Here is a 24,915-nt window from a genome sequence, read left to right on the forward strand (position 1 = left end):
GGGCTTCAGTCGAAGGCATAGCTGAAATCGCCGTCGGCCACGCCCAGGCCGACGCGCTGTAGCGGCTGGCCGGAGGCCGTGCGAGACAGGTATTCCACCGAGATCTTGGGCAGGACCGTGTTGGTCAGGATGGCGTCGATGATGCGCCCGCCGGACTCGGCGTTGTTGCAGCGCTTGACGATGAGCTCCACCGCCGCGTCGCTGTACTCGAACGGGATGCGGTGGTTCTCGGCCACGCGCTTGACGATGCGGCCGAGCTGCAGGCGCACGATGCGAGCCAGCATCTCGTCGGACAGCGGGTAGTAGGGAATCGTCACGATGCGGCCCAGCAGCGCCGGCGGGAAGACCTTCTGCAGCGGCTCGGTCAGTGCCGTGGCCAGCGACTCGGGGTCGGGCAGCAGCTCCGGGTCGCGGCACATGTTCATGATCAGCTCAGAGCCCACGTTGCTGGTCAGCAGGATGATGGTGTTCTTGAAGTCGATGAGCCTGCCTTCGCCGTCTTCCATCCAGCCCTTGTCGAAGACCTGGAAGAACAGCTCGTGCACGTCGGGGTGGGCCTTTTCGACCTCATCCAGCAGCACGACGCTGTAGGGCCGGCGGCGCACGGCCTCGGTCAGCACGCCGCCCTCGCCGTAGCCGACGTAGCCCGGAGGCGCACCCTTGAGCGTGGAGACGGTGTGCGACTCCTGGTACTCGCTCATGTTGATGGTGATGACGTTCTGCTCGCCGCCGTACAGCGACTCGGCCAGGGCCAGCGCCGTCTCGGTCTTGCCGACGCCCGAGGTGCCGCACAGCATGAAGACGCCAATGGGCTTGTTGGGGTTGTCGAGCTTGGCGCGCGAGGTCTGGATGCGGCGCGCGATCATGTCCAGGCCATGCTGCTGGCCGATGACGCGCTGGCCCAGTGTGGCGCCCAGGCGCAGCACGGCTTCCAGCTCGTTCTTGACCATGCGGCCGACCGGGATGCCGGTCCAGTCGGCGACGACGCTGGCCACGGCCTGGGCGTCGACCGAGGGCAGGATCAGCGGGGCATCGCCCTGCAGCTCGGTGAGCTGGGCCTGGGCGGCATGCATCTCGGCGAGCAGGGCGTCGCGGTCCGGCTGGGCCGATTCGGGCTCGTCCACCGGCTGGCCGTCGCCCCGCAGCTTGGCGCGCAGCGCCAGGATCCTGGCAACGACATCCTTTTCCTGCTGCCAACGGGCTTCCAGCGCCGCGAGGCGCTCGCGCTCCTGGGTCAGCGAGGCCTCGACGCTGGTGCCCCGGTCGCCGATGGGCACGCCCACCTGGGCCTCGCGGGCGATGATGCCCTGCTCGATCTCCAGCGACTCGATGCGGCGCTTGCAGTCCTCCACCTCGGCCGGCATGGCGTGCTGGCTGACGGCGACGCGGGCGCAGGCCGTGTCCAGAAGGCTGACGGCCTTGTCGGGCAGCTGGCGGGCCGGGATGTAGCGGTGCGACAGCTTGACGGCGGCCTCGATGGCCTCGTCCAGCAGCTGGATCCGGTGGTGCTTCTCCAGCACCGTGGCCACGCCGCGCAGCATCAGGATGGCCTTCTTCTCGTCGGGCTCCTCGACCTGCACGGTTTGGAAGCGGCGGGTCAGGGCCGGGTCCTTCTCGATGTATTTCTTGTACTCGGCCCAGGTCGTGGCGCCCACGGTGCGCAGGTTGCCGCGCGCGAGAGCTGGCTTGAGCAGGTTGGCCGCGTCGCCCGTGCCGGCGGCGCCACCGGCGCCCACCAGCGTATGGATCTCGTCGATGAACAGAATGATGGGCGTGGGGCTGCCCTGCACCTCGTCGATGACCTGGCGCAGGCGCTGCTCGAACTCGCCCTTCATGGAGGCGCCGGCCTGCAAGAGGCCGATGTCCAGCGTCAGGAGCGTGACGCCCTGCAGCGGCGGCGGCACGTCGCCGCGGGCCAGCCGCAGCGCGAAGCCCTCCACCACGGCCGTCTTGCCGACGCCGGCCTCGCCGGTCAGCAGCGGGTTGTTCTGGCGGCGGCGCATCAGGATGTCGACGATCTGGCGGATCTCGTCGTCGCGGCCGGTGACGGGATCGATCTCGCCCTTGCGGGCCTTCTCGGTCAGGTCGACGGTGAACTTCTTCAGCGCCTCCTGGCGGCCCATGGCGGCCGGGGCCATCGCGCCTTCGGCCTGGCCGGGCTGGGCCGAACCCAGCGCGCTGCCATCCGTCGCGCCCAGGCCCGCCTCGCCCGTCTTGCCGATCAGGCTTTGGAGCTTGTCGGCCAGCTCGTCGGCCTTGATCTTCTCGAACTGGCGCGAGATGCCGAACAGCGCTTCGCGCAGCGTGCGCGTGGAGAGCAGCGCCAGCAGCAGGTGGCCGCTGCGCACCTGGGCCTCGCCATACATCAGCGTGGCATAGACCCAGCCCTGCTGGATGGCGTGGGTGATGTGCTCGGAAAAGTCGCTGATGGACGTCGAGCCGCGCGGCAGCCGGTCCAGGGCCGTCGTCACGTCGCGGGCCAGGGCCGCGGCGTCCAGGCCGTAGTGGCGCACGATGGCGGCCAAGTCGGACTCGTTGTTCTCCAGCAGCTGGGTGATCCAGTGCACCAGCTCGACATAGGGGTTGCCCCTGAGCTTGCAGAAGACGGTGGCGCCTTCGATGGATTTGTAGGCCAGCGGATTGAGCTTGCCGAACAGGGCTTGGCGGCTGATGTCTGTCATTTCCAGTTCTCCTCGGTGCTGAGTGACCGGGGCCGCCGTTCGGTTCCGCCCTGTGAGCGCTACATCTGATGCTTGGGCGCCAGGGAGGGGCCGAGGGGCTCCCGGCAGATGCTTTCGACGTTCATGACCAGCTGGTCGGCGCGCTTGCGCGGGCGCTGGCTGTTCAGCCAGGCGCTGCGGCCCAGCATGCCCACGCCGGGTTTGCGGCCCAGGGGCCAGGCCGGCACCTCGGCGGGCTTCAGGCGCAGCCGTACATCCCAGGCGAATTCATGGCCGACGTACTGCCTGACCATGGCCTGCAGGGCCTGCAGGTTCTGACCCGAGGGCAGGAAGGCCTGGAAGGCCGGCCAGCTCAGGGGGCCGATCTCGATGCGGAACTTGTGCTGCACGTCCCAGACCTGGCGGCCCAGCACGGCGCCGCGGCCCAGGCCCACGCCGTCGTGTCGCACGAGGCGGGTGCGCTCCTCGGCCTCCAGCGGCATCCAGTGACCGCTGAACTGCTGCACCTGGGCGGGCACGCGAAAGCGCAGCGCGATCCAGCTCTGCAGACCGTCGGCGTCGCGGGCCGAGCGGGCAAGCCGGCCGGCGAAATACAGCTTGGGAAAGTCACCCAGCGCGTCGCGTTCGCGCAGCGCGGGCTCGGCCAGGCCGATGAGGGCGCCGACGTGGCGCACGATGGGGGCGTCGCGGCTGCGGTCCAGGCCCACCACGGGATGGGTTCTCACCCAGGCCCGGTAGAAGAGCAGGCCGAAGCGGTGCAGCAGCATGTCGGCAAAGGCCGCGAAGGTGCGGTCGCCGTGGTGCAGGGCCCGCTCGCGGGCGTATTCGGTCAGGTGGGTGGGCAGGGCGCCGTTGGGGCCGAACAGGCTCAGCACGCGCTGCACCAGGCGCGGCGGGCCATGCTCGTTGGCATCCAGCCGGGTGATGGGCGTGGGCGCGAAGTTCAGGGCCGGCTCGCTGGCGAAGCGCACCGGCTCGTCGCCCGGTCGCAGCGCCTCGCCCAGGCGCGGCTTGTCGGCGTGTGCTGCCTCGATGCGGCGCAGGGCCTGGAAGAGGTCGAAGCGGCCCGGACGCGCGGCGAGCACGTCGAAGATCGGGGGCTCGGGCCGGGTGCTCACAACACGGCTCGCGCGCCAGGCAGCGGCTGCCAGCGCTTGAGCTCGCCGCGCGTGCGCGAGACCAGCAGCGTCTGGACAAAGCTGTTCATCGACACATGGCGGCTGAAGTAGTGGTGCAGCACGGCACCGAGCAGTGCCGCACTGCCACCCTCGAAGGAGAGTTCGTCGATGGTCAGCTGCACCTCCAGTCCGCGGCCGAAGGCGATGGGGCCGGGCGCCGGATGGCGGCGCACGACGGGCCGGGTGGCGACGGAGCGCACGCCTTCGATCTGGCGCAGCAGGCCGGCGTCCGAGCTCTGGCCGAACAGGCCCAGCAGTTCGCGCAGGGCCAGGGCGCCGCGCTCAGGGTCCTCGTCCACCAGCGACAGGTAGTTCAGCGACAGCAGCGACAGCAGCCGCCAGGCCAGCGGCCCCTCGCGGCTGGCGCTGCAGGGGCGCGAAGGGCCCGCCACGACGCCGATGCTGTCCACCGGCGCGCGGGTCTCCAGCGTCAGGCCGCCGTGGTCGCGGCCGCCGGGCATGAAGAGGGGCAGGTCGCGGTTGGTGCAGCGGATCTTGGCGGCCAGCTGGCGCAGCTCGGCCCGGTAGGGCGCGCGTTGCAGGTCGACGAGGGACAGGAAGACCTCGCTGCCGACGTAGGCCGAACGCGGCCCCTCGCGCCGGGTGCGGTCGCTGGCCAGGCGTGGCTCGCGCAGCAGGCTGAAATAGCCTGAGGCGCCTGCCGGGTCGGCATGGGGCACGTCGAACAGCGGCAGGAACTGCAGCTCGTCGGTGTCGCTGGAGAAGCCGGTGACCGAGGCGACGTCGAAGACCTCGAAGTCGGCCCCGGCCAGGCGGTCGGGAATGACCTGGAAGGCGGTGGCGCTGTCGTCGACGTTGATGCGCTCGGCGCGGCGCTCGAAGAGATTGATGGCCGGCACGCAGTTCAGGCTGAAGTTGGCCGGTTCGCCGCCGCCCTCCAGGCTGGCCTCGTAGCGGTCGAACAGCAGCACGAGCTCGAAGCTGTTGCCGCCGCAGGCCGCGAAGTGGGGGCGCAGGCCGCCCACGTCGATGAAGAGGAAACGCTGCGGGAAGGCGAAGTACTCCTGCATCAGCCGCGTGCCCGACAGGCCGCGCAGCGTGACCGGCAGCATGGCCTCGTCGTCGGCCAGGCCGACATGGCGCACGCGGCTGGCCGGGATGAACTGCCGCCCGGCGGCGGCATCCCTGCCGCCCGGCCCGGCCAGAACGCCGACGCAGCGGCAGGTGGCCAGCTCGTGCAGCTTCAGCGCCACGTCCTGCAGGCCGCCCATGAAGAAGCGCAGGCTGTCCAGCGGCAGCTTCGCGAAGCTCATGCCGGCGGGCAGTTCCAGGCGCACGCGCACGCCGCTCTTGGGGCGCTCGCGCAGCGGCAGGCCGCTGAAGTTGATGTCGGTGGCGCTGAGGAAGTATTCGACCTGGCTGACCTTGATCGGCGTCAGCGTGACGGGCTGGGCCGTGCGGAACTCGCAGCGCGTGGGGCCCAGCGGCGTCTTCGCGCCCATCAGCGCGCTGCCGCGCGGCAGCGTGAAGCCGGCGATCAGGTTGGGGTCCTGGGCGGGTTCGAGCCGGGCCACCAGCATCGAGGGGATGGGCGCACCGAGGTTGGGGCAGACCATGTCCAGCAGGGCCTGGGCCAGCTGGGGGAACTCGGCGTCTTGCTTGAGCTGGACGCGGGCAGCCAGGAAGGCGCTGCCTTCGAGGAGGCGCTCCACGTAGGGGTCGGCGACTTCCAGGCCTTCCATGCCCAGCCGCCCGGCGATCTTGGGAAACTCGCGTGCGAATTCCGCACCCATCTCGCGGAGATAGCGCAGTTCCTGGTTGTAGTAGCGAAGCAGCCGGGGGTCCATGGAGCAGAGTGTCTCAAGCCCTCAGGTCGCGCACCGCTGCCTGGCCGGTATCGACATCGACATCGGCGCTCAGCAGCAGCTCCAGCGGCACGGGCTGGTTCCACATCTGGCCCTTGATGGTCAGGCGCAGGCTGGTGGGGCGGATGCCGGTACTCATGTCGTTGGCGATGCGGACCTCGACGGTGGCCGGGTCCAGCCGGGGCTCGAAGCGCACGATGGCCTGGCGCACCTGGGCCTCGATGAGGGGGAAGTTGTGGATGGTCATGGTCTGCCCGGTCAGGGGCAGGATGCCGAAGTTCAGCACCGAGTCGCAGGCATGGGGCACGCTCTTCCACAGCGCGGTGCGCTCGGGGTCATTGCGGTTGCCGATGTCCGGCTCCTCGCAGACGGCGTTGAACAGCCAGGACAGGTCGCGCAGCACGGCCTCGCGCAGCTGCTTGCGGCTCAGCACGCGGGCGTCGAGGGCTTCGACCTTGGAGCCGGGGTCGTGGTCGGTGAGCCGGTCCAGCAGCGAGGGCTGGAGGCGGTCCTGGGCGCCGAGGCCGGCCATCAGCCGCCTTCGCCGGGTGCCGCCTCGCCGGTGTCGAAGACGATCTCCCGGATGGCCATCAGGTCGTGATCGGCGATGTCGCTCGCCAGCACGCGCTGGCCGAGGCCGGCATAGCGTTCCTCGCCCGGCAGCGGATGCCACTCGGTCTTGCGCGCCAGGTTGATGAGGCCGTCGGCGCTCTTCTCCGAGCCGCAGTAGCGCGTGGGCACCAGGGCCACGCTGTTGCCGCCATTGGTGAAGCTCAGCTGGGCCGGCATCCAGACGCAGTCGCGCAGGTCCTCCGGTGCGTCGAAGTGGATCTTGGCCAGGTGCTTGAAGGGCACCCAGGTGTAGTGGCCGTTCAGGCAGGTTTCCAGCACCGGGCCAAGGCGCGAGTCGGCGTCGGCCAGCCACTCGAAGCGCTGGCCGTCGAGGCTGCCGGCGCTCGCCGGGGCGGCCTCGAAGGCCTTGGCGGCGAGGTTGGCGGCGAGCTGGTCGTTGCCCTCGCCCTGCTGTTTGAGCGACTCGATGAGCTGGGCCACCCAGGCCTCGGGCTGGCCGAAGACGACGGGCGTGCGCCTGCCGGCGAAAACCTCGGCGCGCAGCAGCTCGCAGCGGATGGCATGGCCGACCGTCTCGCGCATGGGAATGGCGAGCTTGTCCATGTCGGCGACGACATTGAGCTGGGTGTGGGCCCGCTCCCACTGGCCCAGCACGCTGAGCAGCTGGGCCAGGAAGGTGCGCAGCTTGGGGTCGGCCGGCCTGGCGCGCACGGCCTCGGTCAGCTTGGCGAGCGCGGCGCGCGGGTCGCCAGCGCGGAGAAGCTCTTCGGCGGCCTGTTGGGGAGCGAGATCAGAAGCCATGGCCGCAGTCCGTGCAAAAACGCGCCTGGCGCGGGAGGGTGACGCCGCAGGCCGGGCAGCTCTTGTGCGTGCTGGCCATGTCGAAGCCGCATTCGTGGCAGAAGCGGCCGCCTGCGCTTGGCGTTTGGCAGTTGGGGCAGGCCGAGCCGCCGCCGCTGGCCGCGCCCTGGCTGCCGGGGCCGGCGTCCAGGGCCGCCCGGGCGGCGCAGTCGCGGCAGCTGCCGCTGCCGCTGTTCCAGCACTCGCGGCCCACCCATTTGCGGCAGCCGGGGCACTTCTCGTAGAGCGGCGCCGCGGCGGCCATGGCTTCGGCCAGGGCCTCGGCCTTGGCGCTGCCGCCGCCGGCCTCGGCGAAGGCGCCGGTCGCGCGGCTGGCCTTGTTGAGGTCGTAGAACATGAAGGCGAAGCGGCTCAGCCAGCCCGTGATCTGGCCCTTGCGATAGGGCTTGAAGGCCGAGCGCGAGCTCTCGCCGCACTTCTCGCAGAAGAACTCGAACTGGAAGCCGGCCGACACGTCGCTCATCGACGTGCTGATGTCCCGGTAGTTGGTGAGCGCCATGGGGTCAGATGGGGGAGCCGATGTTCTTCATCGTGAAGGCGCGCATGGTGCCCTGCGACAGCGTCTTGGCGGCCGCCTGGCCGGCATTGCCGTGGACGTAGTGCGACGGCGGGTTCTTGTAGACATAGGCCAGCGCGCCGAACTCGCAGGTCCACTCCTCCATCATCTCGGTCATCGTGTCGGTGACGGCTACTTGCACCCGGTAGTCGGTCAGGCGGATCTTCTGGATGGTGAACACCAGGGACGTGCCTTCCATCACGTTGGTCGAGCGCCTGTGGATGGTCAGCGTGCCGGAGGGAAAGATATCGCCGGCCTTCATCGAGTTCAGCATCTGCGTGCTGGCGATGTCGACACGCTTGGTGAAGGTGAACTCGAAGCTGGGGTTGCGGTCGCCCGCGGTTTCGCTGCCTTTGCCGCCCGCCTTGTCCTTGCCGCCCGTCTTGCCGGCGTCGCCCAGGGCGGAGGCCTGCGTCATCTGGCGCTGCGCCTCGTCCATGGACTTGTTGAGCCACTTGTCGTGCTTGTCCTGCAGGGCGGTGCGCTCGGTCTCGTTCGCTGCCCGGCCCAGCTCGCGCTTCAGCGAGGCCTGGGCCCGGGCCAGGTCCTGGTTGAGGCTCTTCATCATGGCGGCCGGGTCGTCGCCCTTGATGAGGCTGCCCTTGCCGCCCTTGGTGCCGCTGGCCGCGCTCTGCAGCTTCTCGTCCTCGTTGTGCAGCGTCCAGTTCAGGCTCTCCAGCAGGATCTGGCCCTGGAAGAGATGCGATACCGCCTCGCCCGCCACCGGCACCCGGGTGGGGCGGAGCAGGATCAGGTAGATGTCGGCGCCGTTGGTGGAGTGGGACATCAGAGCAGTGCCACGGGATGGAGGAAGGGCGGCGTGGGCAGGTTGTCCTTGCCGAGAGTCTTCAGATACATCATCTTGATGCTCTTGAAGTTCAGGGTCCAGGTCTCGGTGACTTCCTTGGTCATGCCGCTGTCGGACACGTCCAGCGTGCAGTCGGCGAAGTGGCCCATGGTGCAGGCGAGCACGAAGCCCGGCTGATGGATGGCGCGGCCCTGCTGCTTGATGTGCAGCACCGTGATGGTGGCGCTGACCACGGGCAGGTGGTTGTCCAGGCAGAAATGCATCTGCGAGGAGCCGACGTCGAAACGTTTCTTGAAGGTCAGCGGCTGCATCTGGATGGTGACCGTGCTGCCCAGCCCCGCCATCGATGCCGCCGCGGCGGCCACGCCGGCCAGGCCGCCGGCCCTGGCCTTGGGGTCCTTCAGTGCCGTCATGCCCCAGCCGAACTCCAGGATCTCGACCGAGCCCTCGAAGCCCTCGAGCAGGCCTTCGCCCACCACCGGCCCGGCGCCGGTGACGAGTTGCATGAAGATGTTGGAGCGACTCATGGCGCCGGGGTCGTTTCAGTGCATCAGGCCGAGGGCGAGGCAGTGCCGGCCGGGATGTCCCAGTTGTAGGTCTTGGGCGCGCCCAGCTTGCCGGACTTGTTGTCCTGCGGCTTGTATTCGATCTTGACGGTCTTGAAGACCATCTCGACCTTCTGCGTGACCGAGCCTTCCTCGGTGCCGTTCTGCTGCACCTTGGTGATGAAGCAGCCTTCCATGGTCATCGTGAAGTAGGTCTCGGGCGTGGCCGAGCCGGTGGTCTTCATCATCTGCAGCTCGACCTTGGGGAAGGCCTTGCCGGTACAGATGTAGCCGAGGATGACGGTCGACGAGGTGTCGAAGTAGTGCTCCCAGTTCATCTTGCCGGGGTTGGGCTTGCCGACGGAGGCGCCGCCGCCCTTGGTCCAGCTGGTCTCGGCCTCGACTTCCCAGTCCCAGCCCTGGATCTCGATCCACTTCTCCTTGCCCTTCTGGATGGACTCGCCATCGGCCTTGTCGAAGAAGGTGAGGAATGCATTGACTGCCATGTTGATATCTCCTTAGGGGTTCAAAGCGCGGGAATGGTGGTGATGTGAGAAGACCCGTCCTGCTCCCGCGCCGGGCGAGTTCTCCGAACTGTTTAAGCCGACTTTTCGGACGGCAGCTTGGACACGAGCCGCAGCGACACGGTCAGGCCTTCGAGCTGGTAGTGCGGCTTCAGGTAGAACTTGGACTGGTAGTAGCCCGGGGCGCCTTCCACCTCGGAGACCTCGACCTGGGCGGCCGCGAGCGGTCGCATGGCCTTGGTTTCCTCCGACGAGTTCATCGGGTCGCCGTCGACGTAGTTCAGGATCCAGCTGTTGAGCCAGTCCTCCATCGCGTCGCGCGACTTGAACGAGCCCACCTTGTCGCGCACGATGCACTTCAGGTAGTGGGCGAAGCGGTTGCAGGCGAAGAGGTAGGGCAGGCGGGCGGCGAGCGCGGCGTTGGCGGTCGCGTCCGGATCGTCGTACTCGGCGGGCTTCTGCAGCGACTGGCCGCTGATGAAGGCCGCGAAGTCGCTGTTCTTGCGGTGCACCATCGACAGGAAGCCGTTCTTGGAGAGCTCGGCCTCGCGGCGGTCGGAGATGGCGATCTCGGTCGGGCACTTCATGTCCACGCCGCCGTCGTCGGTCGGGAAGGTGTGGGTGGGCAGGCCCGTCACCGCGCCGCCGGACTCGATGCCGCGGATGCGCGAGCACCAGCCGTACTGCTTGAACGACTGGTTGATGTTCACGGCCATCGCGTAGGCGGCGTTGGACCAGGTGTACTTGCTGTGGTCGGCGCCCTCGGTGTCCTCCTCGAAGGCGAACTCGTCGACCGGGTTGGTCTTGGCGCCGTAGGGCAGGCGCGACAGGAAGCGCGGCATGCAAAGCGCCAGGTAGCGCGCGTCGTCGGACTCGCGCAGCGAGCGCCAGGCGGCGTACTCGGGCGTCGTGAAGATCTTGGTGAGGTCGCGCGGGTTGGCGAGTTCCTGCCAGCTCTCCATCTGCATGACGCTGGGTGCCGCGCCGGCGATGAAGGGGGCGTGGGCCGCGGCGGCGATCTTGCTCAGCTCGCCCAGCAGCTCGACATCGGGCGGCGTGTGGTCGAAGTGGTAGTCGCCCACCAGGCAGCCGTAGGGCTCGCCGCCGAACTGGCCGTACTCCTCTTCGTACATCTTCTTGAACAGCGGCGACTGGTCCCAGGCCGTGCCCTTGTAGCGCTTGAGCGTCTTGCCGAGATCGGTCTTGGAGACGTTCATCACGCGGATCTTGAGCTGCTCGTCGGTCTCGGTGTTGTTGACGAGGTGGTGCAGGCCGCGCCAGGCGGACTCCAGCTTCTGGAAGTCCTCGTGGTGCATGATCTTGTTGATCTGCTCGGTCAGCTTGCCGTCGATGGCTGCGATCATGGCCTCGATGGTCTTGACGGCGTCGTCGCTGAGCAGCTGGGTGTTGGACAGGGCCTGTTGGGCCAGCGTCTGCACCGCCTGCGCCACGGCGCCGCGCGCCTCGTCCGTCTTGGGCTTGAATTCCTTGTTCAGCAGGGCCGCGAAGTCATTGCCTTCGAAGGTCACGCCTGCCAGGGCCGATGCTGACTGTTCCGCTTGGGTCATGTTGAAACTCCGGTCGTGTTCTTGGTCTGCGGCTTACTCAGCCTTGGGCGCGTCGGTCAGCGTCTTCAGCAGCGTCGGGTCGGCCAGCACCTTGGCGATCAGGTCACCGGCGCCGCTCTTGCCGTCCATGTAGGTGATCAGGTTGGACAGCTGCTGGCGGGCTTCAAGCAGCTTGTTGAGCCCGTCCACCTTGCGCGCCACGGCGGCGGGCGAGAAGTCGTCCATGCTCTCGAAGGTGATGTCCACAGGCAGGCTGCCCTCGCCCGTCAGCGTGTTCTCCACGTTGAAGGCCACGCGCGGCTTCATGGACTTCATGCGCGAGTCGAAGTTGTCGACGTCGATCTCCAGGAACTTGCGGTCCGACACAGGCGGCAGCGGCTCCTCGGGCTTGCCGGAGAGGTCGGCCATCACGCCCATCACGAAGGGCAGCTGCACCTTCTTCTCGGCGCCGTAGAGCTCCACGTCATACTCGATCTGCACCCGCGGGGCCCGGTTGCGGGCGATGAACTTCTGGCTGCTCTTGCTCATTTCAATGCTCCTTGCGGACGGGATTCAGGGTTCAAGGTTGGTGTGCCACGAAAGACTGCTGGCGCTCTACTTGAGAAGACGACATTGCGACGTCTCATGCGACTATTGCAGGCTGTCCGGGTCCACGCCCAGCATACGAGCGACCTCGCCAACGGCCTCGGGGGCAAACTCTCGTACCAGCTGCAGGAAGTTGCGGTCGATGAGGCGCTGGGCGCGGCGCAGCAGGTCGGCTGCCGGGTTGGTGGGCTCGTTCTTTTCGAGGTAGGCGCAGACGAGGTCGATGGCGCGCACCGCGTCGGCCCGGCTCTCGATGGCACCCAGGCCGCCGCCGCCAGCGCGGGTGCGGCGAGTTGCGGGCGCGGGCGTGTCGTCGCCGGCGTCGGAGCCTTGGGCGATGCCCAGGTCGCTGAGCATGCCGGCGAGGTCGTCCGCGGCGGCATCGATGCTGGCCGGGCGCGGCGAGACGGCGACGACGCCATCCAGCATCGTGCGCAGCGCCGAGAAGTCGGGCAGCTCGCCGTAGCCGAGGCGGCTGGACAGACATTCGACCAGCGCGTCCAGCGCGGCGACGGCCGCTGTCGCCTGCGTGGCGAGCTGCGGATAGCCGGCCACGGCATCGGCCAGCATGTTCTCGATCTGGCCGCGCGAGGGCACCGACTCGTCGTCGCGGGCCGCCAGGGCGCCCATCGCGATCTCGATGTCGCGCACGCTGATCTGGCCGATGCCGCGGTCGTCCAGCACCAGGCTGGCCCGCACGTCGCCGAGCGTCGAGTCCAGGCTGGTCAGCTCGTTGAGGATATTGACCCGCGCGAACGCATCGCCGTCCTCGGGGCGGGGGTGGAGCTCGTCCCACCAGCGCGTCAGCAACTGCTCGAACAGGCGCAGGCCGGGGGCCAGCACGGCGAAGCCGTCCAGTCGCAGCCGGGCGCGCAGCAGCAGGTTGGCCACGCGCAGGTCGCGGCTGCGGCCGTTGATCTGCTCGGCGAGGCTGCGCACCGAGCGCCAGTCGGGCGGCTCGGCCGGCGCGAACTGGGTTTCGGGTTTGCCCGCGGCGGCCTGCGTCAGGGCGAGGAAGTCGTTGTCGTATTCCAGATCGGGGCCGCAGGCGTCCTCCTCGGACACGGGCTGCAGCCACGGCGCCAGCACGGGGTCGCTGCCGAGCGACGGCGTGGTGTCGGGCTGTGCGTCGAAGGGATTGCTGTCCATGGGTGTCCGGATTGGGGCCTGCTGACGGCAGCAGACGGGAGTTCGGCCGGTAAGTAACTGGGGCCGGCGCTTAGTTCCCATTGCGGGGCCGGCTGGCCGATCACGGGAACGGAATGCCGTGCGGTGACACTCAGCATCCTGGACGTCCCGCCTGTACGATGAACTCCACCAGCGACCCGGAAGACAACGACGCAACCATCATCCGGCCCGGTGGTCCTGCCGCCGCGCCCGCGCAGCCTCCTGCGCGGGTCGACCGGGGGGAGGGCGGCAATGCCTTGCCCGTCGGCAGCCGCCAGGCCGAATTCGAGATCACCCGGGTGCTGGGCGAAGGGGGCTTTGGCATCGTCTACCTGGCCCGCGATCACGCGCTGGAGCGCATGGTGGCGCTGAAGGAATACATGCCCGCCGCCCTGGCCCTGCGCGGTGACGCCTCCCAGGTGCGCGTGCGCTCGGAGCGGCACCGCGACACCTTCGAGGCCGGCCTGAAGAGCTTCATCAACGAGGCGCGGCTGCTGGCGCAGTTCGACCATCCGTCGCTCGTCAAGGTCTACCGCTTCTGGGAGGCCAACGGCACGGCCTTCATGGTCATGCCTTTCATCGAAGGCAAGACGCTGAAGGACACCCTGAAGGAAATGCCGGAGCCGCCGGGCGAGGCCTGGCTGATGGATCTGCTGGCCCCGCTGACCGAGGCCTTGCTGGTGCTGCACGGCGAGCATTGCTATCACCGCGACATTGCGCCCGATAACATCATCCTCGTGGCCGGCAGCGGTCGGCCGCTGCTGTTGGACTTCGGCGCCGCGCGCCGCGTCATCGGCGACATGACGCAGGCGTTGACCGTCATCCTCAAGCCCGGCTACGCACCCATCGAGCAGTACGCCGAGGTGCCCAGCATGAAGCAGGGGCCGTGGACCGACGTTTACGCGCTGGCTGCCGTCGTCTACTGCGCCATCACCGGCCGCACGCCGCCGCCCAGCGTGGGGCGCATGGTCAAGGACGACTACGTGCCGCTGGCTCAGCTTGCCCAGGGGCGCTACAGCGATCGCCTCGTGCGGGCCGTGGACCGGGCGCTGCAGGTGCTGCCGGAGCAGCGCACCGCCTCCATGGCCGAATTCCGCGAGGACCTCGGGCTGGCGGGGCAGTACACGCCCCAGTCCGGCCAGATGGCAACGTTGATCCAGGCGCCGGCCGCGTCGCCGGCGGCTGCGCCGGCCCGCCCCGCCGGCAGCCGCCTGCCGGTTTTTGCCGGCCTGGGGTTGGCGATGCTGGCTGTCGCCGGCGCCGCGGCCTGGTTTGCGACGCGCGCGCCGGCGCCCGCCGTGCCTGTGGAGACAAGCGCCGCAGCGCCGGTGGTGGCTGCCGCGCCACCGGCGCCGGCCGAGCCGGCCCCGCGTGATCTGTTGAGCCAGTTCCGGCAGCTTGTCGCCCGCCACAGCGAAGGTTTCGACGTGCAGGCCCAGTCCGAGCGTGCCCAGTTGCGCATCGACCGCGATGAGCTGCGCTTCAGCGTCAGCGCCTCGCGCGAAGGCTATGTCTACGTGCTGCTGGCGGGGCCTGACGGCAGCCTGGTCCAGCTCTATCCCAACGACCGCGCCAAGAACAATCACATCGGCGCCAACGAGACGATGCGCCTGCCGGGCGCCAACTGGCCACTCAAGGCCAGCGACCCTCCGGGGCCCGAGCATTTCTTTGTGCTGGTTACCGCGGAGCCGCGCAGCTTTGCGCCCTGGTCCGGCGAGAAGGACCCCAGCTACGGCTTCCTGACGCTGCCCGCCCAGGGCCCCGCCGGCGGCACACCCCCTGGTGCCGCCAGCTGGCTGCTGGGCCAGCCGGACTGCGGCCATGCCAACTGCGCGGCGGAGTACGGCGCGGCGGTGTTCAGCGTCGAGGCCGTGAAATAGCTGATCCGGATCAAGCGGCAGGCATCTGGATGGAACCCGGCCGACATCCCTGTTACCTACGGATACCGGCAGGTTTGCAGCCGCGAACCCCAGCCAGGTGTCATCGCCGACCTCTGGATCAAGCCCTGAATCCCATCCAAGCTCCGGCCGCCGCGCCAGCTGCGGCGTCCTCGTCCGACAAGCTGGACGCCTTCCTCGGCGCGGCAACCGCGGGTCCGCTGCTCTGGGCGCGCTGGCTGGACGGGCGGTTGGAGGTCTGCGGCGGCGCCTCGCCCACCCAGCCGATCTCCAGCGAGATCGGCCGGCTGTTCGTCGCGGCGCTGCGCGAGCGCTTCGGCGAGGCGGCCAGCGCCATCGCGGAGCGCGAATGGCGGCTCGGCCCGCAGCCGCGCCGCCTGTTGCCGGCCCGCACTGTGCGCCGTGCGGTCGCCTGCGCGGAATCGGCCTTCAGCCTGCTGATGGCGCAGACCCATCTGATGCAGATCGAGTTCTCGGCCGTCATGCTGGGCTGGCGCTTTCGGCGCGTCGCCGAGACCTTGGGCCTGGATCCGGCCACGCTCGGTATGGAGCGCCGCCAGGCCCTGGATCAGTTGCTGGAGGCCGAATTCAGCGCGCTTGCGCCAGCCGACGTCGACGCCGTGAGCGAACGGCTGCGCAGTCTCCTGACGCAGGGGATGCATTGATGGCCGTGATTTAGTTCACGGCTGCTCGGGTTAACCCATGCCCGCGAATGCGGGGAGGGGCGTGTCTGCCCTGTCGCAGCCCGGGGCGCCGCGGCGTCTGATCAGACAAGGCGGCCACATCTGGCCGCATCACCGCGCGGAGCCAGCCATGCAGCCCCAGTGCCCTCAGATCCGTCACCCGGCCGTTGCCGACCCGAACATCATCTTCTCGGAGCTGTTCGGCGAACACCGTGACCGCCTCTACCGCTTCGTGCTGCGCCATATCGGCGACAGCACCGAGGCCGAGGAACTGGCCCAGCAGGCCTTTGTCGAGGCGGCACGGACCTTCGAGCAGTTCCGCGGCGAGTCCCAGCTGTCCACCTGGCTCTATGGCATCGCGATGAACTTGGTGCGCAACCATCTGTCGCGCGCCCCCTCCCGGCTCTACCGTTTCGAGGACGAGACCGCGCTCGACGCCACACCCTGCCTGCACGCCAACCCCGAGCAGCAATGCCACCTCAACCAGTTGATGGCCCTGCTGCAGACCGAGCTCGACGGCCTGATGCCAGAGATGCGCGAGGTGCTGCTACTCGTGGCCATGGACGACATGAGCTACGAAGACGCTGCCGCATTGCTGTCCGTGCCCATTGGCACCGTGCGCAGCCGTGTGTCGCGCGCGCGCTCGCACCTGCGCACCCGTCTTCACGCCCGCGGCGCCGAGTTGCCTTTCTGACTCCCCGGGTAAGTCTGCGCCGCGGGCGCCTGGTGGCGCTACCAGAATCGCGGCCCATGACTACCCTGCGCGCGCTGGCCTTCGGCATCGCACTCGCTTGCAGCCCGGCCCTTGCCGCACCTGTCGGCGGCCCGCACACCGACCCGCTGGGGCGCATCGCCGTACTCGTCGGTCAGACGCGGGATGGCATCCGCGACTACGTGCTTGGCAGCCGGATGCCACTGCCCTGGGGCCTGACGATGTATGTCGCGCCGACGCTGGATTCCGGCGGCTTCACCCTCGCCGATGGCCGGCGCAGCCAGACCGCAGTCTGGTATGCCGAGGGTTTCGGTCCCCAGGACCTCGGCTTCATCACCGGCACGAAGGAACTGCAGGGCACGGCCATCGCCGTGGGCTTCTGGCTCGGCAACCAGATCGACGTCGACCTTGCCACCGGCAGCAACCGCAGCGGCAGCAATGAAGGCAACCGGCTCTGGGCCAACACGCGCCGCATGATTGCCGATCTCGGCGCCACCGGCCGGCCCGTGCTGCTGCGCATCGGCTACGAGGCCGAGGGTCCGTGGAACGGCTACTGGCCGCCGGCCTACAAGGCGGTCTGGTCAAAGATCCGCGCCGAGATCCGCGCCCAGAAGGCGGACAACATCGCCACCGTCTGGCAACTGGCGGCCCTCTGCCCGGCCCACGACGCCTGGAACGCAGGCATCACGCCGGGCCGGCTCATCGCGGCAAGGCCGCTGTCATCGGATGGTCGGACCCGCGGCACGGTGCAAAACGTCGATGCCGCCGACCCTGGCGCCGTGCTCGACGCCTGGTATCCCGGCGAGGACGCCGACTGGACGGGCATCTCCGTTTTCGAGCCCCGCGACTGCGTTGGTGGCTACCGCACGCTGCAGGCTGTCGTCGACTACCTGAAGACCAAGGGCAAGCCCATCCTTGTTGCCGAGGCCGCCGCGCGCGGCTATGACTACGACGCTGCGATCGGCCGCTATGCCTACCGACAGACGGGCAAGCCTGTCCGCGAAGGCCTGGCGCCAGAGCAGGTCTGGCACGAATGGCACGCGCCGTTCCTCGCCTTCGTGCGCGCCAACCGCGATTCGATCCGCGCGGTGGCGATGATCAGCGATGACTGGCAACGTTACACGCACTGGCAATGCCGGCTGGACGCCACGGGTGCCAAGGTATCGGGCTGCGACGAGGGAAACTGGGGCAACACGCGTCTGGACGTCAACCCCGAATTGCGTGCGCTGTGGCGAGCCGAGCTGAGCGCGGACGGCAGGTTCCTGGTCGAGCGGTCCGCGGCATCTCCTGCGCCCTGAGTGCGCTGGGGCATCAATTCGCCACGAACGCCAAATCTCGTGTATACTGCTAGCTTCAGTCGCGGGGTGGAGCAGTCTGGTAGCTCGTTGGGCTCATAACCCAAAGGTCGTCGGTTCAAATCCGGCCCCCGCAACCAAATACAGAAAACCCGCTGAGTTGCAAGGCTCAGCGGGTTTTTTCATGCCCTGTCGTCGCGTGCTAGGGCTGTCCTTATCCATTGCAAGCCCGCGTTATGCGTCGCCGGGAGTCGGTCGCGCGACGGGGTCTCGGTGCTGGTGAAGGCATGAAAGCACGCTGATGAGTTCGCCGTCCACGACGTAGAACAGCGAGTAGGGGAAGCGGCGCAGGTTGGCCCGGTGGATGGCCGGATCGGCCTCGGGGTATAGCAGGGGGTTCAACCGGATGAACCGCTCGACGCGCTCCAGCTCGGCGAGAAAGGCCTCGCCCTGGCGGATGGTCGGTTGTTCGTACCATTCGAAGGCGTCGGCGATCTCCGCCTCGGCCCGAGGCTTGAATTCCAGGCTGAAGCTCATGCGCGGGCGCTGAGCAGCTTGGCTTTTAACTCCTGCATGGTGACGCCACGCTCGCCCGGGTTGGCCCGATGGTGGGCCAGGCGTGCGCGCAACTCGGTGCGCTGGGCGTCGGTGAGCTGGGGCGGGCCGTCTGCGTCTGCCTCGGCGCTGGCGATCAGGGCTTCACCCAGCTCGCGCTTCTCAGCGGGGCTCAGGTGGATCAGCTCATCGGCGAGTTGTGCGCGCATGGTGCGAATGGTAGCGCGGCAGGCCCTGGGCTGTCGTCTGCTGGGCCTGCTTCACCTGGGGAAATAGATGCGTCTCCGGGAATGGTTGCGAGCCCCCGCAACCAAATACAAAAAACCCGCTGAGTCGCAAGGCTCAGCGGGTTTTTCCATTTCTGCCCAGGTCGCGCCCGTGTCGGCGTCGCGGACGATCAGCGCAGGGCCGAGCATGTTGGCCATCTTGTCAGTGTTTACGAGAAAGCGCGCTGTGTCTGTCCGCAGAAGTGCACGCTGAACCGCAGCGCTCGACTTCCAACATAGACGAGTGCTTGCCTTTGCCCGTTACGTCCGAGATCCCTGCTTAGAGGTTTTTCCTCACCGACAAAAAAGCAGGCTTTAAGACCGGCGTTGCGTAGTCCCGCCCTACCAATGCTCGGGCGAAAAGGTAGGCATTGCGCATGCGCTCACCAAAACCGTCCAGGTCGATTTGACCCGCAGCGTCGCAGGGAAACGAAAGGTCGCGACCTGCGGTGGTTAGCGACTTGAAGTAGATTTCAAAGGCGTTGTGCCGGCTAACTGTGGGCGGGTGCATTGATCGCTCCCGAGGGTGGCTATCGAGAAACTTTAGGAAGCCAAGGCCTCTGGCGCTGTAGCTCCTGGCCGGCGTAAATCCCAGCAGCCTGACTGCCCCGCGCACCGGACAGCCAGGCTCCGAATCGGGCAGTGCCCTTCTACTTTGCAGCGCTGCTGACAATCTCGTACCGGAGCAGTCCAGCTTTGCTCTTATCGGACCCGCCGACAGCGACGTAGAGCAGATTGAGAGACGGCACCAGAAATGAGGTTTTTGCTCCGTACTCAGAAGGTACCCGTTCGAGCTCTTCGTAGTGATCGGCATCGATCTGGCGGAACACCGCGACGTAACCGTCACCCGCTGCATAGATCCTGCGATTGCGGGCGTCGAAGGTCATCCCGTTCGTGCGCGGGGGGGCGTCAAAGCTGGCGACGGTCTCGCCGTTGGCGGAATTCAGCACGAGCAGCTTGAACGGTTTACGCGTGATCACGAATAACCGCTTGTTCTTCTCGTCCAGGTCCATGGCCGAGTTGTTCTGGCCTTCTTTGATGGGCCAGGTCGCGAGCAGCTTGCGTGTCTTCTTGTCGAGAACGGCAATCTCGCTCTTCCCCGCGACGTTGACGAACACCCGCGAGCCGGATTGCTCAGCAACGATACCTTCGGTGAAGTCCGTGTCGAACTTGACCTCGCCGAGCACCTTGCCGCTGCGCGCATCGACCTGAGACAAGATCGTGGTGCTCATCTTCTGAGTGGCGTTCTTGCCGCCCGTGACGAACCAAAGCTGCTTGGCCGACTGGTCGTAGGCCATCACGTCTGCGCCCGGCGTCAGCTTGATCGTGTCGACAACCGCGTACGTGCGGGCATCCAGGACCTTGCTCATGCCATCGCCGCTGTTGCTGACAATCAGGCGGTTCTTCTCCGCCTGAAAGTGAATGGCATGCGGGGTCTCCATGCCGGGGACGCTCGTGATCCGCGAACCCGACTTCAGATCGAAGACCTCCAGCGTGCCGCCGTCCTCGCCGGCGAGGAAGAGACGGTTGCCCTTGATGTCCGCGCCGAAGTGGTCGAAATCGCCCTGGTAGGTCGGCATGTCGGTGCGACCAGCCAAGCGCAGGGTCTGCTCCGCGCTGGCCTGGGAGGGAAACAAGGCCTGTGCGGCGAGTAGCGCGGCGCCAAGCGCCGCCATGGAGATCTTCATCTGAACCTCTGGATGTTGAAGCTGGCGGGCTTACTTGGCTTCGTCGAACAGCGCGTTGTACGAGGGGATGCGCTTGGCGAGTTCATCGCGTAGCACCGTGGCCTTCTTCAGATAGACCAGCTCCTGCTCGCTCGTGTGCGGATTCGCCGGGGGGTTCTTGAAGGCATAGACGACGAGGCCGACGTTCTCGCCCTTGGCATCGCGCATGGGCATCAGGATGACGACCTTCTTCGGGTTGTCCTTGACGCGCTTCCAGCGCGGGTCAACGATCGTGATGCCCTTCTTGATGACGTCGATGTCGTCCGGATCGTCGGGATTGCCGACGCGCTCGGGGAAGGAGCCCGCGAACATGGTGTAGACCTCGCTCAGCCCAGGTGGCGTGCCGTGCAGCGTGATGCTGAGGAGCTCAGGGTGGGCAGCCATGGTCTCGTCGGACAGCTTCTGGCCGTAGATCTTGTGGCTGGGCGGGGTCCAGTTCTTGGCGGGCGCATCGGCAGCCCAGGCGGGGCTGGCATTCAGCGTCAGCGCGGCGGCCACGGCGAGCGCGCATCCGAACAGCTTCTTCATGGTGTCTCCTGTTTCGAGGTTGGGTAAAAGCGTGGTGGATTCTGGAAACCCACCCTGTACGCTCCCTGTCTCGATTCTGAAAATCTATTCAGCCTTCGTCGACAGGGTTTCACTACCATTCGTCGCCATGAGGTCGATCGGCAGCCGCATCACGCTTTGGTACGTTGTCACTTTGACAGTGACGTTAGCGTGTCTTTTCGTCGCCGGGCATTACCTGCTCGAGAGGTATCTGATCCTGCAACTCGACAAGCTGACGGAGACGCAGTTCAAACATCTCGCGGCGACGCTGGGTCGGGACTACGCGAGCCTGACGCCGCAGGTGATCGATGAGCGCATACGGGAAGCCACGGAGTCGGCCTCGTCGCTGTTCTACGTGGACATGCATGGCCCCATGACGAACCGCTTCTTCAAGTCGCACAACCTCCACGGCCTGTCGATCCCGGACATCGTGGGCGAGAAGACTTATTCGATCGCGGTGGAGGGCATCGGTGAGGTTCGAGTGGGCGAATACGTCCTGCACCCATTTGACGTGCTGATCGCCACGCCACTCGCACCGGTGCGGGACCTGATGGCCGGCTACAGGCGAGTCTTCTTCGGGCTGCTGGGCACGGCTCTGGTACTCAGCATCGCCATCGGCTATGGCCTGAGCGAGCTGATCCTGAAGCCGGTCCGGGTCATGCAGAAGACGGCGATCCGGATCCGTTCGGACAACCTCAACGAGCGCATCCCGGTGGCGGATGTGCGCGACGAACTGTCGCAACTGGCGAACTTCCTGAACCAGATGTTCGATCGCCTCGAGGGCTCCTTCTCCGAGATCCGGCATTTCGCGGCGGAGGCCTCGCATGAACTAAAGACGCCGCTGTCCCTGGTGCGCCTGCACCTGGAGCGGCTGCTGGTCGACGACGGCTTGACGACTGCGCAGCGCGAGTCGGTGGCGGTGCAGCTTGAGGAGATAGGCCGCGTTAACCGCATCATCGACGAGCTGCTGTTCCTGTCGCGGGCGGATGCCGGGGCGGTGATGGTCGACCTGATGGTGCAGTCGCCCGAGCGGCTGCTGGCCGCGTTCGCTCAGGACGCCATCGTGCTCGCCGAGCATGGCGACAAGCGCTTCGAATGGTCGCACCATGGCGCGGGCAGCGTGGCCGTGGACGAGAAGCGCATCCGGCAAGTCCTGCTGAACGTGCTGACCAATGCGTTGAATGTCTCGCCACCCGGCAGTGTTGTGAGCCTGTCGTCGACGCTGTCCAGCGAGCTCTGGCGCATCAGCATCGTCGATGAGGGTCCTGGGCTGGGGCCTGAGGAGTGCGAGCGCATCTTCGACCGCTTCGTGCGCTTGGGCCAGGGGGATTCGCGCGGCAGCGGTCTCGGGCTGCCGATCTCGCGCAGCATCGTGACGATGCACAAGGGACGCATCTGGGCAACGAGCCGCGACGTGGGTCGCGGGCTGCGTGTCGTCATCGAGATTCCGGCCCGCGATGGCGCGGCGCTGCAGGCCAGCGCGCCCAGCGCGATTTCAGCCTGAACGCAGATTCAGACAGAGTTCACTCAGCAGTCAGGTCGCACTTCTAACGTTAGGTCATCGTGATCGGCAATGGACGCCGCACGACAACCTTCTTAGAACTGGAGACAGACTGTTATGAACGTCAAACACAAGCTTCTGCTGTGCGCCAGCCTGGTTGGCGCTCTGACGGCCTCGACCGAGGCCATGGCCGCCGACAAGATCACTTTGATGGTGGGTGGCTACGAAAAGATCATCTACCTCCCCGCCAAGCTGGCCGAGCGCCTGGGCTACTTCAAGGAAGAAGGCCTGGACGTCGAGCTGCTCAACGAGGCCTCGGGTGTCGATGCTGAGAACGAACTGCTCACGGGCGCTGTCCAAGGCGTGGTCGGCTTCTACGACCACTGCATCGACATGCAGTCCAAAGGCAAGCTGATCGAATCGGTCGTGCAGTTCAGCCATGCGCCGGGCGAGGTGGAACTGGTGTCCAGCAAGCACCCCCAGGTGAAGAGCATGGCGGACCTGAAGGGCAAGACGATGGGCGTCACCGGCCTCGGCTCCTCGACCAATTTCCTGACGCAGTTCCTGATGGTCAAGGCGGGTGTCAAGCTCGGTGAGTTCACGTCGCTGCCGGTGGGCGCCGGTACCACCTTCATCATGGCGATGCAGCAAGACAAGATCCAGGCAGGCATGACCACCGAGCCGACCATCTCGCGCATGCTCAAGACCGGTGAGGCGCGCGTCCTCGTCGACCTGCGGACGCCGGAGAAGACCAAGGAGGCCCTTGGCGGCACCTACCCGGCAGCGTCCCTCTACATGGCTAACGCCTGGGTCGAGAAGAACAAGTCCACGGTGCAGAAGCTGGCCAATGCCTTCGTGAAGACGCTGCGCTACATCAACACGCACAGCGCCACCGAGATCGCCGCCAAGATGCCCAAGGACTTCTACGTCGGCGACGAGGCGGCCTATGTGAAGGCGCTGGAGCAGGGCAAGGGCATGTTCACCGCCGATGGTGTGATGCCGCAGGGCGGCCCTGAAACGGTGCTGTCGGTGCTGAGCGCCTTCTCCAACAACGTCAAGGGCAAGAAGATCGACCTGTCCAAGACCTACACGACCGAGTTCGTGTCCAAGGTGAAGTGATCATGGGCGCCGCAGCACACAACAACAGCCCGGCAATCGAGCTCATCAATGTCACGCGGCGTTTCCTGACGCCGGATGGCAAGTCCATGACCGCGCTGCGCGACTTCACGATGACCGTGGAGCGTGGCGAGTTCGTCGCCGTCGTCGGCCCGACGGGTTGCGGCAAGTCGACCACGCTGAACCTGATCACGGGCCTGGCCGCGCCTTCGGCGGGGGAGGTCCGGCTGTTCGGCGGCCCGGTCAACGGCATCGACAGCCGCATCGGCTTTGCCTTCCAGACCGACGCGCTCTTCCCCTGGCGCAGTGTCATCGACAACGTCGTTGCCGGCCCGCTGTTTCGCGGGGTTCCCAAGGCGGAAGCCTATGAAAGTGCGCGCCACTGGCTGGCCCGGGTCAACCTGTCCGGCCACGAGACCAAGTACCCGCACCAGCTCTCCGGCGGCATGCGCAAGCGCGTAGCCCTGGCCCAGACCTTCATAAACGGGCCGCAGATCCTGCTGATGGATGAGCCCTTCTCGGCGCTCGACGTGCAGACGCGCGTGCTGATGCACGATGAGCTGCTGCGTCTGTGGTCGCAGTCCAAGGCTTCGGTCGTCTTCGTCACGCATGACCTGGAGGAGGCCATCACCCTGGCCGACAAGGTCTACGTGCTGACGTCCGGCCCGGCCACGGTCAAGTCGATCTACCCGATCGACATCCCGCGACCGCGCGTCGCCAGTGAGATTCGCTACGAGCAGCGATTCATCGATATCTCGCACACCATCTGGAACGATCTCAAGGCCGAAGTGCTGCGCGGTGCGTCGCGCGAAGAGGCTGAGATCGCGAAGGCTGCAGCATGAATGACACCACCATGAGCACCAACCCGATCACATCCGCGGCGGCCACGCCGTCGCGCGGAACCTCAGAGGCCGAGATCGAGGCGGCGGCCGCGAATGCGGCCACCAGGCGTCGCCGCACGGTCTACTTCTGGCGCTACTTCATCCTCTTCGCCTTCCTGGGTGGTTGGGAGATCCTCTCGGCCACCAAGGTGATCGACGAGTTCTTCTTCTCCAAGCCTTCCGACATCGCGTCGCGGCTCTACACCTGGGTCACCGAGGGCACGGCGGAAGGATCGCTGTGGTACCACCTGTGGGTGACGATGGAAGAATCCATCCTGGGCTTCGTCGTTGGCTCGGCCGCGGGCATCCTCGCGGGCATCGCACTGGGCCGCAACCGCATGCTGGCCGACGTGTTCTCGGTCTACATCAAGCTCATCAACTCGGTGCCGCGGGTGGTGCTTGCACCCATCTTCATCATGATCTTCGGCCTGGGTCTCACCTCCAAGGTGGCCCTGTCCTTCGTGATGGTGTTCTTCGTCGTGTTCTCGAACGCCTTCCAGGGCGTGCGTGAGGCGGACCGCAACCTGCTGGCCAATGCGCAGATCCTGGGCGCACGGGGCTGGCAGCTGACACGGTCGGTCGTCATCCCGTCGGCGATGAGCTGGATCTTCGCGTCCCTGCACGTCAGCTTCGGCTTCGCCATCGTGGGCGCCATCGTCGGCGAGTTCGTCGGCGCCCGCTACGGCATCGGCCTGCTGATCAACATCGCCAAGGGCTCCTTCGACGCCGCCGGCATGTACGCCGCCATCGTCATCATCATGGTCGTTGCGCTGGCGGCCGAGTACCTGATGACCATGGTCGAGAACCGCCTGGCGAAGTGGCGCCCGGCACCGTTGCACGACTCGCACTGACACGGAGGCCGA

24 protein-coding genes and 1 tRNA gene are annotated in these 24,915 nt (G+C 67.0%); 9 read left to right on the forward strand and 16 right to left on the reverse strand.

All coding sequences use genetic code 11. The annotated features are described in order from the left end of the window. Window positions 1–5 precede the first annotated feature (5 nt). The 12 genes from tssH to tssA form a co-directional block, all read right to left on the reverse strand. Window positions 6–2,681, reverse strand: a complete 2,676-nt coding sequence (gene tssH / locus AC07VX_RS12585; RefSeq protein ID WP_493165059.1) for a type VI secretion system ATPase TssH — start codon at window positions 2,679–2,681, stop codon at window positions 6–8. Between the two features lie 59 nt (window positions 2,682–2,740). Beyond that, on the reverse strand, window positions 2,741–3,799 hold the full coding sequence (tssG, locus tag AC07VX_RS12590; protein WP_493165060.1) for a type VI secretion system baseplate subunit TssG: 1,059 nt from the start codon (window positions 3,797–3,799) through the stop codon (window positions 2,741–2,743). Next, window positions 3,796–5,667, reverse strand: a complete 1,872-nt coding sequence (gene tssF, locus AC07VX_RS12595; RefSeq protein ID WP_493165061.1) for a type VI secretion system baseplate subunit TssF — start codon at window positions 5,665–5,667, stop codon at window positions 3,796–3,798. The genes tssG and tssF overlap by 4 nt, the downstream gene beginning before the upstream one ends. 13 nt (window positions 5,668–5,680) lie before the next feature. Further along, window positions 5,681–6,217 carry a type VI secretion system baseplate subunit TssE gene (tssE, locus tag AC07VX_RS12600; protein ID WP_493165062.1) on the reverse strand — a complete coding sequence of 179 codons (537 nt, stop codon included), beginning with the start codon at window positions 6,215–6,217 and terminating at the stop codon, window positions 5,681–5,683. After that, window positions 6,217–7,059, reverse strand: coding sequence for a type VI secretion system accessory protein TagJ (locus tag AC07VX_RS12605; protein ID WP_493165063.1), 843 nt, complete (start codon window positions 7,057–7,059; stop codon window positions 6,217–6,219). The genes tssE and AC07VX_RS12605 overlap by 1 nt, the downstream gene beginning before the upstream one ends. Beyond that, complete coding sequence (locus AC07VX_RS12610; protein WP_493165064.1) at window positions 7,049–7,618, reverse strand: double zinc ribbon domain-containing protein; 570 nt, start codon at window positions 7,616–7,618, stop codon at window positions 7,049–7,051. Before AC07VX_RS12610 ends, AC07VX_RS12605 begins: the two co-directional genes overlap by 11 nt. A gap of 4 nt (window positions 7,619–7,622) precedes the next feature. Beyond that, window positions 7,623–8,462, reverse strand: coding sequence for a type VI secretion system tube protein Hcp (locus tag AC07VX_RS12615; protein WP_493165065.1), 840 nt, complete (start codon window positions 8,460–8,462; stop codon window positions 7,623–7,625). Next, window positions 8,462–9,010, reverse strand: a complete 549-nt coding sequence (locus tag AC07VX_RS12620; protein ID WP_493165066.1) for a type VI secretion system tube protein Hcp — start codon at window positions 9,008–9,010, stop codon at window positions 8,462–8,464. Before AC07VX_RS12620 ends, AC07VX_RS12615 begins: the two co-directional genes overlap by 1 nt. A 23-nt stretch (window positions 9,011–9,033) precedes the next feature. Beyond that, on the reverse strand, window positions 9,034–9,534 hold the full coding sequence (locus AC07VX_RS12625) for an Hcp family type VI secretion system effector (RefSeq protein ID WP_493165067.1): 501 nt from the start codon (window positions 9,532–9,534) through the stop codon (window positions 9,034–9,036). Between the two features lie 92 nt (window positions 9,535–9,626). Further along, window positions 9,627–11,120: a type VI secretion system contractile sheath large subunit gene (tssC, locus tag AC07VX_RS12630; RefSeq protein WP_493165068.1), complete on the reverse strand. Its 1,494-nt coding sequence runs from the start codon at window positions 11,118–11,120 to the stop codon at window positions 9,627–9,629. A 33-nt stretch (window positions 11,121–11,153) separates the two neighbouring features. Then, window positions 11,154–11,654, reverse strand: a complete 501-nt coding sequence (gene tssB / locus AC07VX_RS12635; RefSeq protein WP_493165476.1) for a type VI secretion system contractile sheath small subunit — start codon at window positions 11,652–11,654, stop codon at window positions 11,154–11,156. A gap of 96 nt (window positions 11,655–11,750) precedes the next feature. After that, window positions 11,751–12,854: a type VI secretion system protein TssA gene (gene tssA, locus AC07VX_RS12640; protein ID WP_493165069.1), complete on the reverse strand. Its 1,104-nt coding sequence runs from the start codon at window positions 12,852–12,854 to the stop codon at window positions 11,751–11,753. A gap of 158 nt (window positions 12,855–13,012) precedes the next feature. On the opposite strand from tssA, the gene AC07VX_RS12645 reads away from it, so the two are divergent. The 5 genes from AC07VX_RS12645 (at window position 13,013) to AC07VX_RS12665 (ending at window position 17,600) form a co-directional block, all read left to right on the forward strand. After that, window positions 13,013–14,752 (forward strand): serine/threonine protein kinase, encoded by a 1,740-nt coding sequence (locus tag AC07VX_RS12645; protein WP_493165070.1) that lies wholly within the window; start codon window positions 13,013–13,015, stop codon window positions 14,750–14,752. Window positions 14,753–14,826: 74 nt separating this feature from the next. Then, on the forward strand, window positions 14,827–15,435 hold the full coding sequence (locus tag AC07VX_RS12650) for a hypothetical protein (RefSeq protein ID WP_493165071.1): 609 nt from the start codon (window positions 14,827–14,829) through the stop codon (window positions 15,433–15,435). A gap of 148 nt (window positions 15,436–15,583) precedes the next feature. Further along, on the forward strand, window positions 15,584–16,147 hold the full coding sequence (locus tag AC07VX_RS12655; protein ID WP_493165072.1) for an RNA polymerase sigma factor: 564 nt from the start codon (window positions 15,584–15,586) through the stop codon (window positions 16,145–16,147). A 56-nt stretch (window positions 16,148–16,203) separates the two neighbouring features. After that, complete coding sequence (locus AC07VX_RS12660; protein WP_493165073.1) at window positions 16,204–17,463, forward strand: hypothetical protein; 1,260 nt, start codon at window positions 16,204–16,206, stop codon at window positions 17,461–17,463. A 60-nt stretch (window positions 17,464–17,523) separates the two neighbouring features. Then, window positions 17,524–17,600, forward strand: a tRNA-Met gene (locus AC07VX_RS12665). Between the two features lie 94 nt (window positions 17,601–17,694). Here AC07VX_RS12665 and AC07VX_RS12670 read toward each other — a convergent pair. The 4 genes from AC07VX_RS12670 to AC07VX_RS12685 all read right to left on the reverse strand — a co-directional run bounded on the left by AC07VX_RS12670 (window position 17,695) and on the right by AC07VX_RS12685 (window position 20,536). Beyond that, on the reverse strand, window positions 17,695–17,997 hold the full coding sequence (locus AC07VX_RS12670; protein WP_493165074.1) for a type II toxin-antitoxin system RelE/ParE family toxin: 303 nt from the start codon (window positions 17,995–17,997) through the stop codon (window positions 17,695–17,697). Next, the gene (locus tag AC07VX_RS12675; RefSeq protein ID WP_493165075.1) at window positions 17,994–18,224 is read right to left on the reverse strand and encodes an addiction module protein; all 231 of its coding nucleotides are present in this window, start codon (window positions 18,222–18,224) and stop codon (window positions 17,994–17,996) included. Before AC07VX_RS12675 ends, AC07VX_RS12670 begins: the two co-directional genes overlap by 4 nt. Window positions 18,225–18,931: 707 nt before the next feature. Then, complete coding sequence (locus AC07VX_RS12680; RefSeq protein WP_493165077.1) at window positions 18,932–19,969, reverse strand: YncE family protein; 1,038 nt, start codon at window positions 19,967–19,969, stop codon at window positions 18,932–18,934. 30 nt (window positions 19,970–19,999) lie between these two features. After that, window positions 20,000–20,536, reverse strand: a complete 537-nt coding sequence (locus tag AC07VX_RS12685; protein ID WP_493165078.1) for a hypothetical protein — start codon at window positions 20,534–20,536, stop codon at window positions 20,000–20,002. A 127-nt stretch (window positions 20,537–20,663) separates the two neighbouring features. Here AC07VX_RS12685 and AC07VX_RS12690 point away from each other — a divergent pair, with 127 nt between their 5' ends. The 4 genes from AC07VX_RS12690 (at window position 20,664) to AC07VX_RS12705 (ending at window position 24,903) form a co-directional block, all read left to right on the forward strand. Continuing rightward, window positions 20,664–22,058 carry a sensor histidine kinase gene (locus AC07VX_RS12690; RefSeq protein ID WP_493165079.1) on the forward strand — a complete coding sequence of 465 codons (1,395 nt, stop codon included), beginning with the start codon at window positions 20,664–20,666 and terminating at the stop codon, window positions 22,056–22,058. Between the two features lie 114 nt (window positions 22,059–22,172). Continuing rightward, entirely contained in the window at window positions 22,173–23,174 is a 1,002-nt protein-coding gene (locus AC07VX_RS12695) for an ABC transporter substrate-binding protein (protein WP_493165080.1), read from the forward strand. A gap of 2 nt (window positions 23,175–23,176) precedes the next feature. Continuing rightward, window positions 23,177–24,013 carry an ABC transporter ATP-binding protein gene (locus AC07VX_RS12700; RefSeq protein WP_493165081.1) on the forward strand — a complete coding sequence of 279 codons (837 nt, stop codon included), beginning with the start codon at window positions 23,177–23,179 and terminating at the stop codon, window positions 24,011–24,013. Then, window positions 24,010–24,903: an ABC transporter permease gene (locus AC07VX_RS12705; protein WP_493165082.1), complete on the forward strand. Its 894-nt coding sequence runs from the start codon at window positions 24,010–24,012 to the stop codon at window positions 24,901–24,903. Before AC07VX_RS12700 ends, AC07VX_RS12705 begins: the two co-directional genes overlap by 4 nt. Window positions 24,904–24,915 lie beyond the last annotated feature (12 nt).

It is taken from the genome of Roseateles sp. GW821-FHT03B02 (assembly GCF_059421025.1).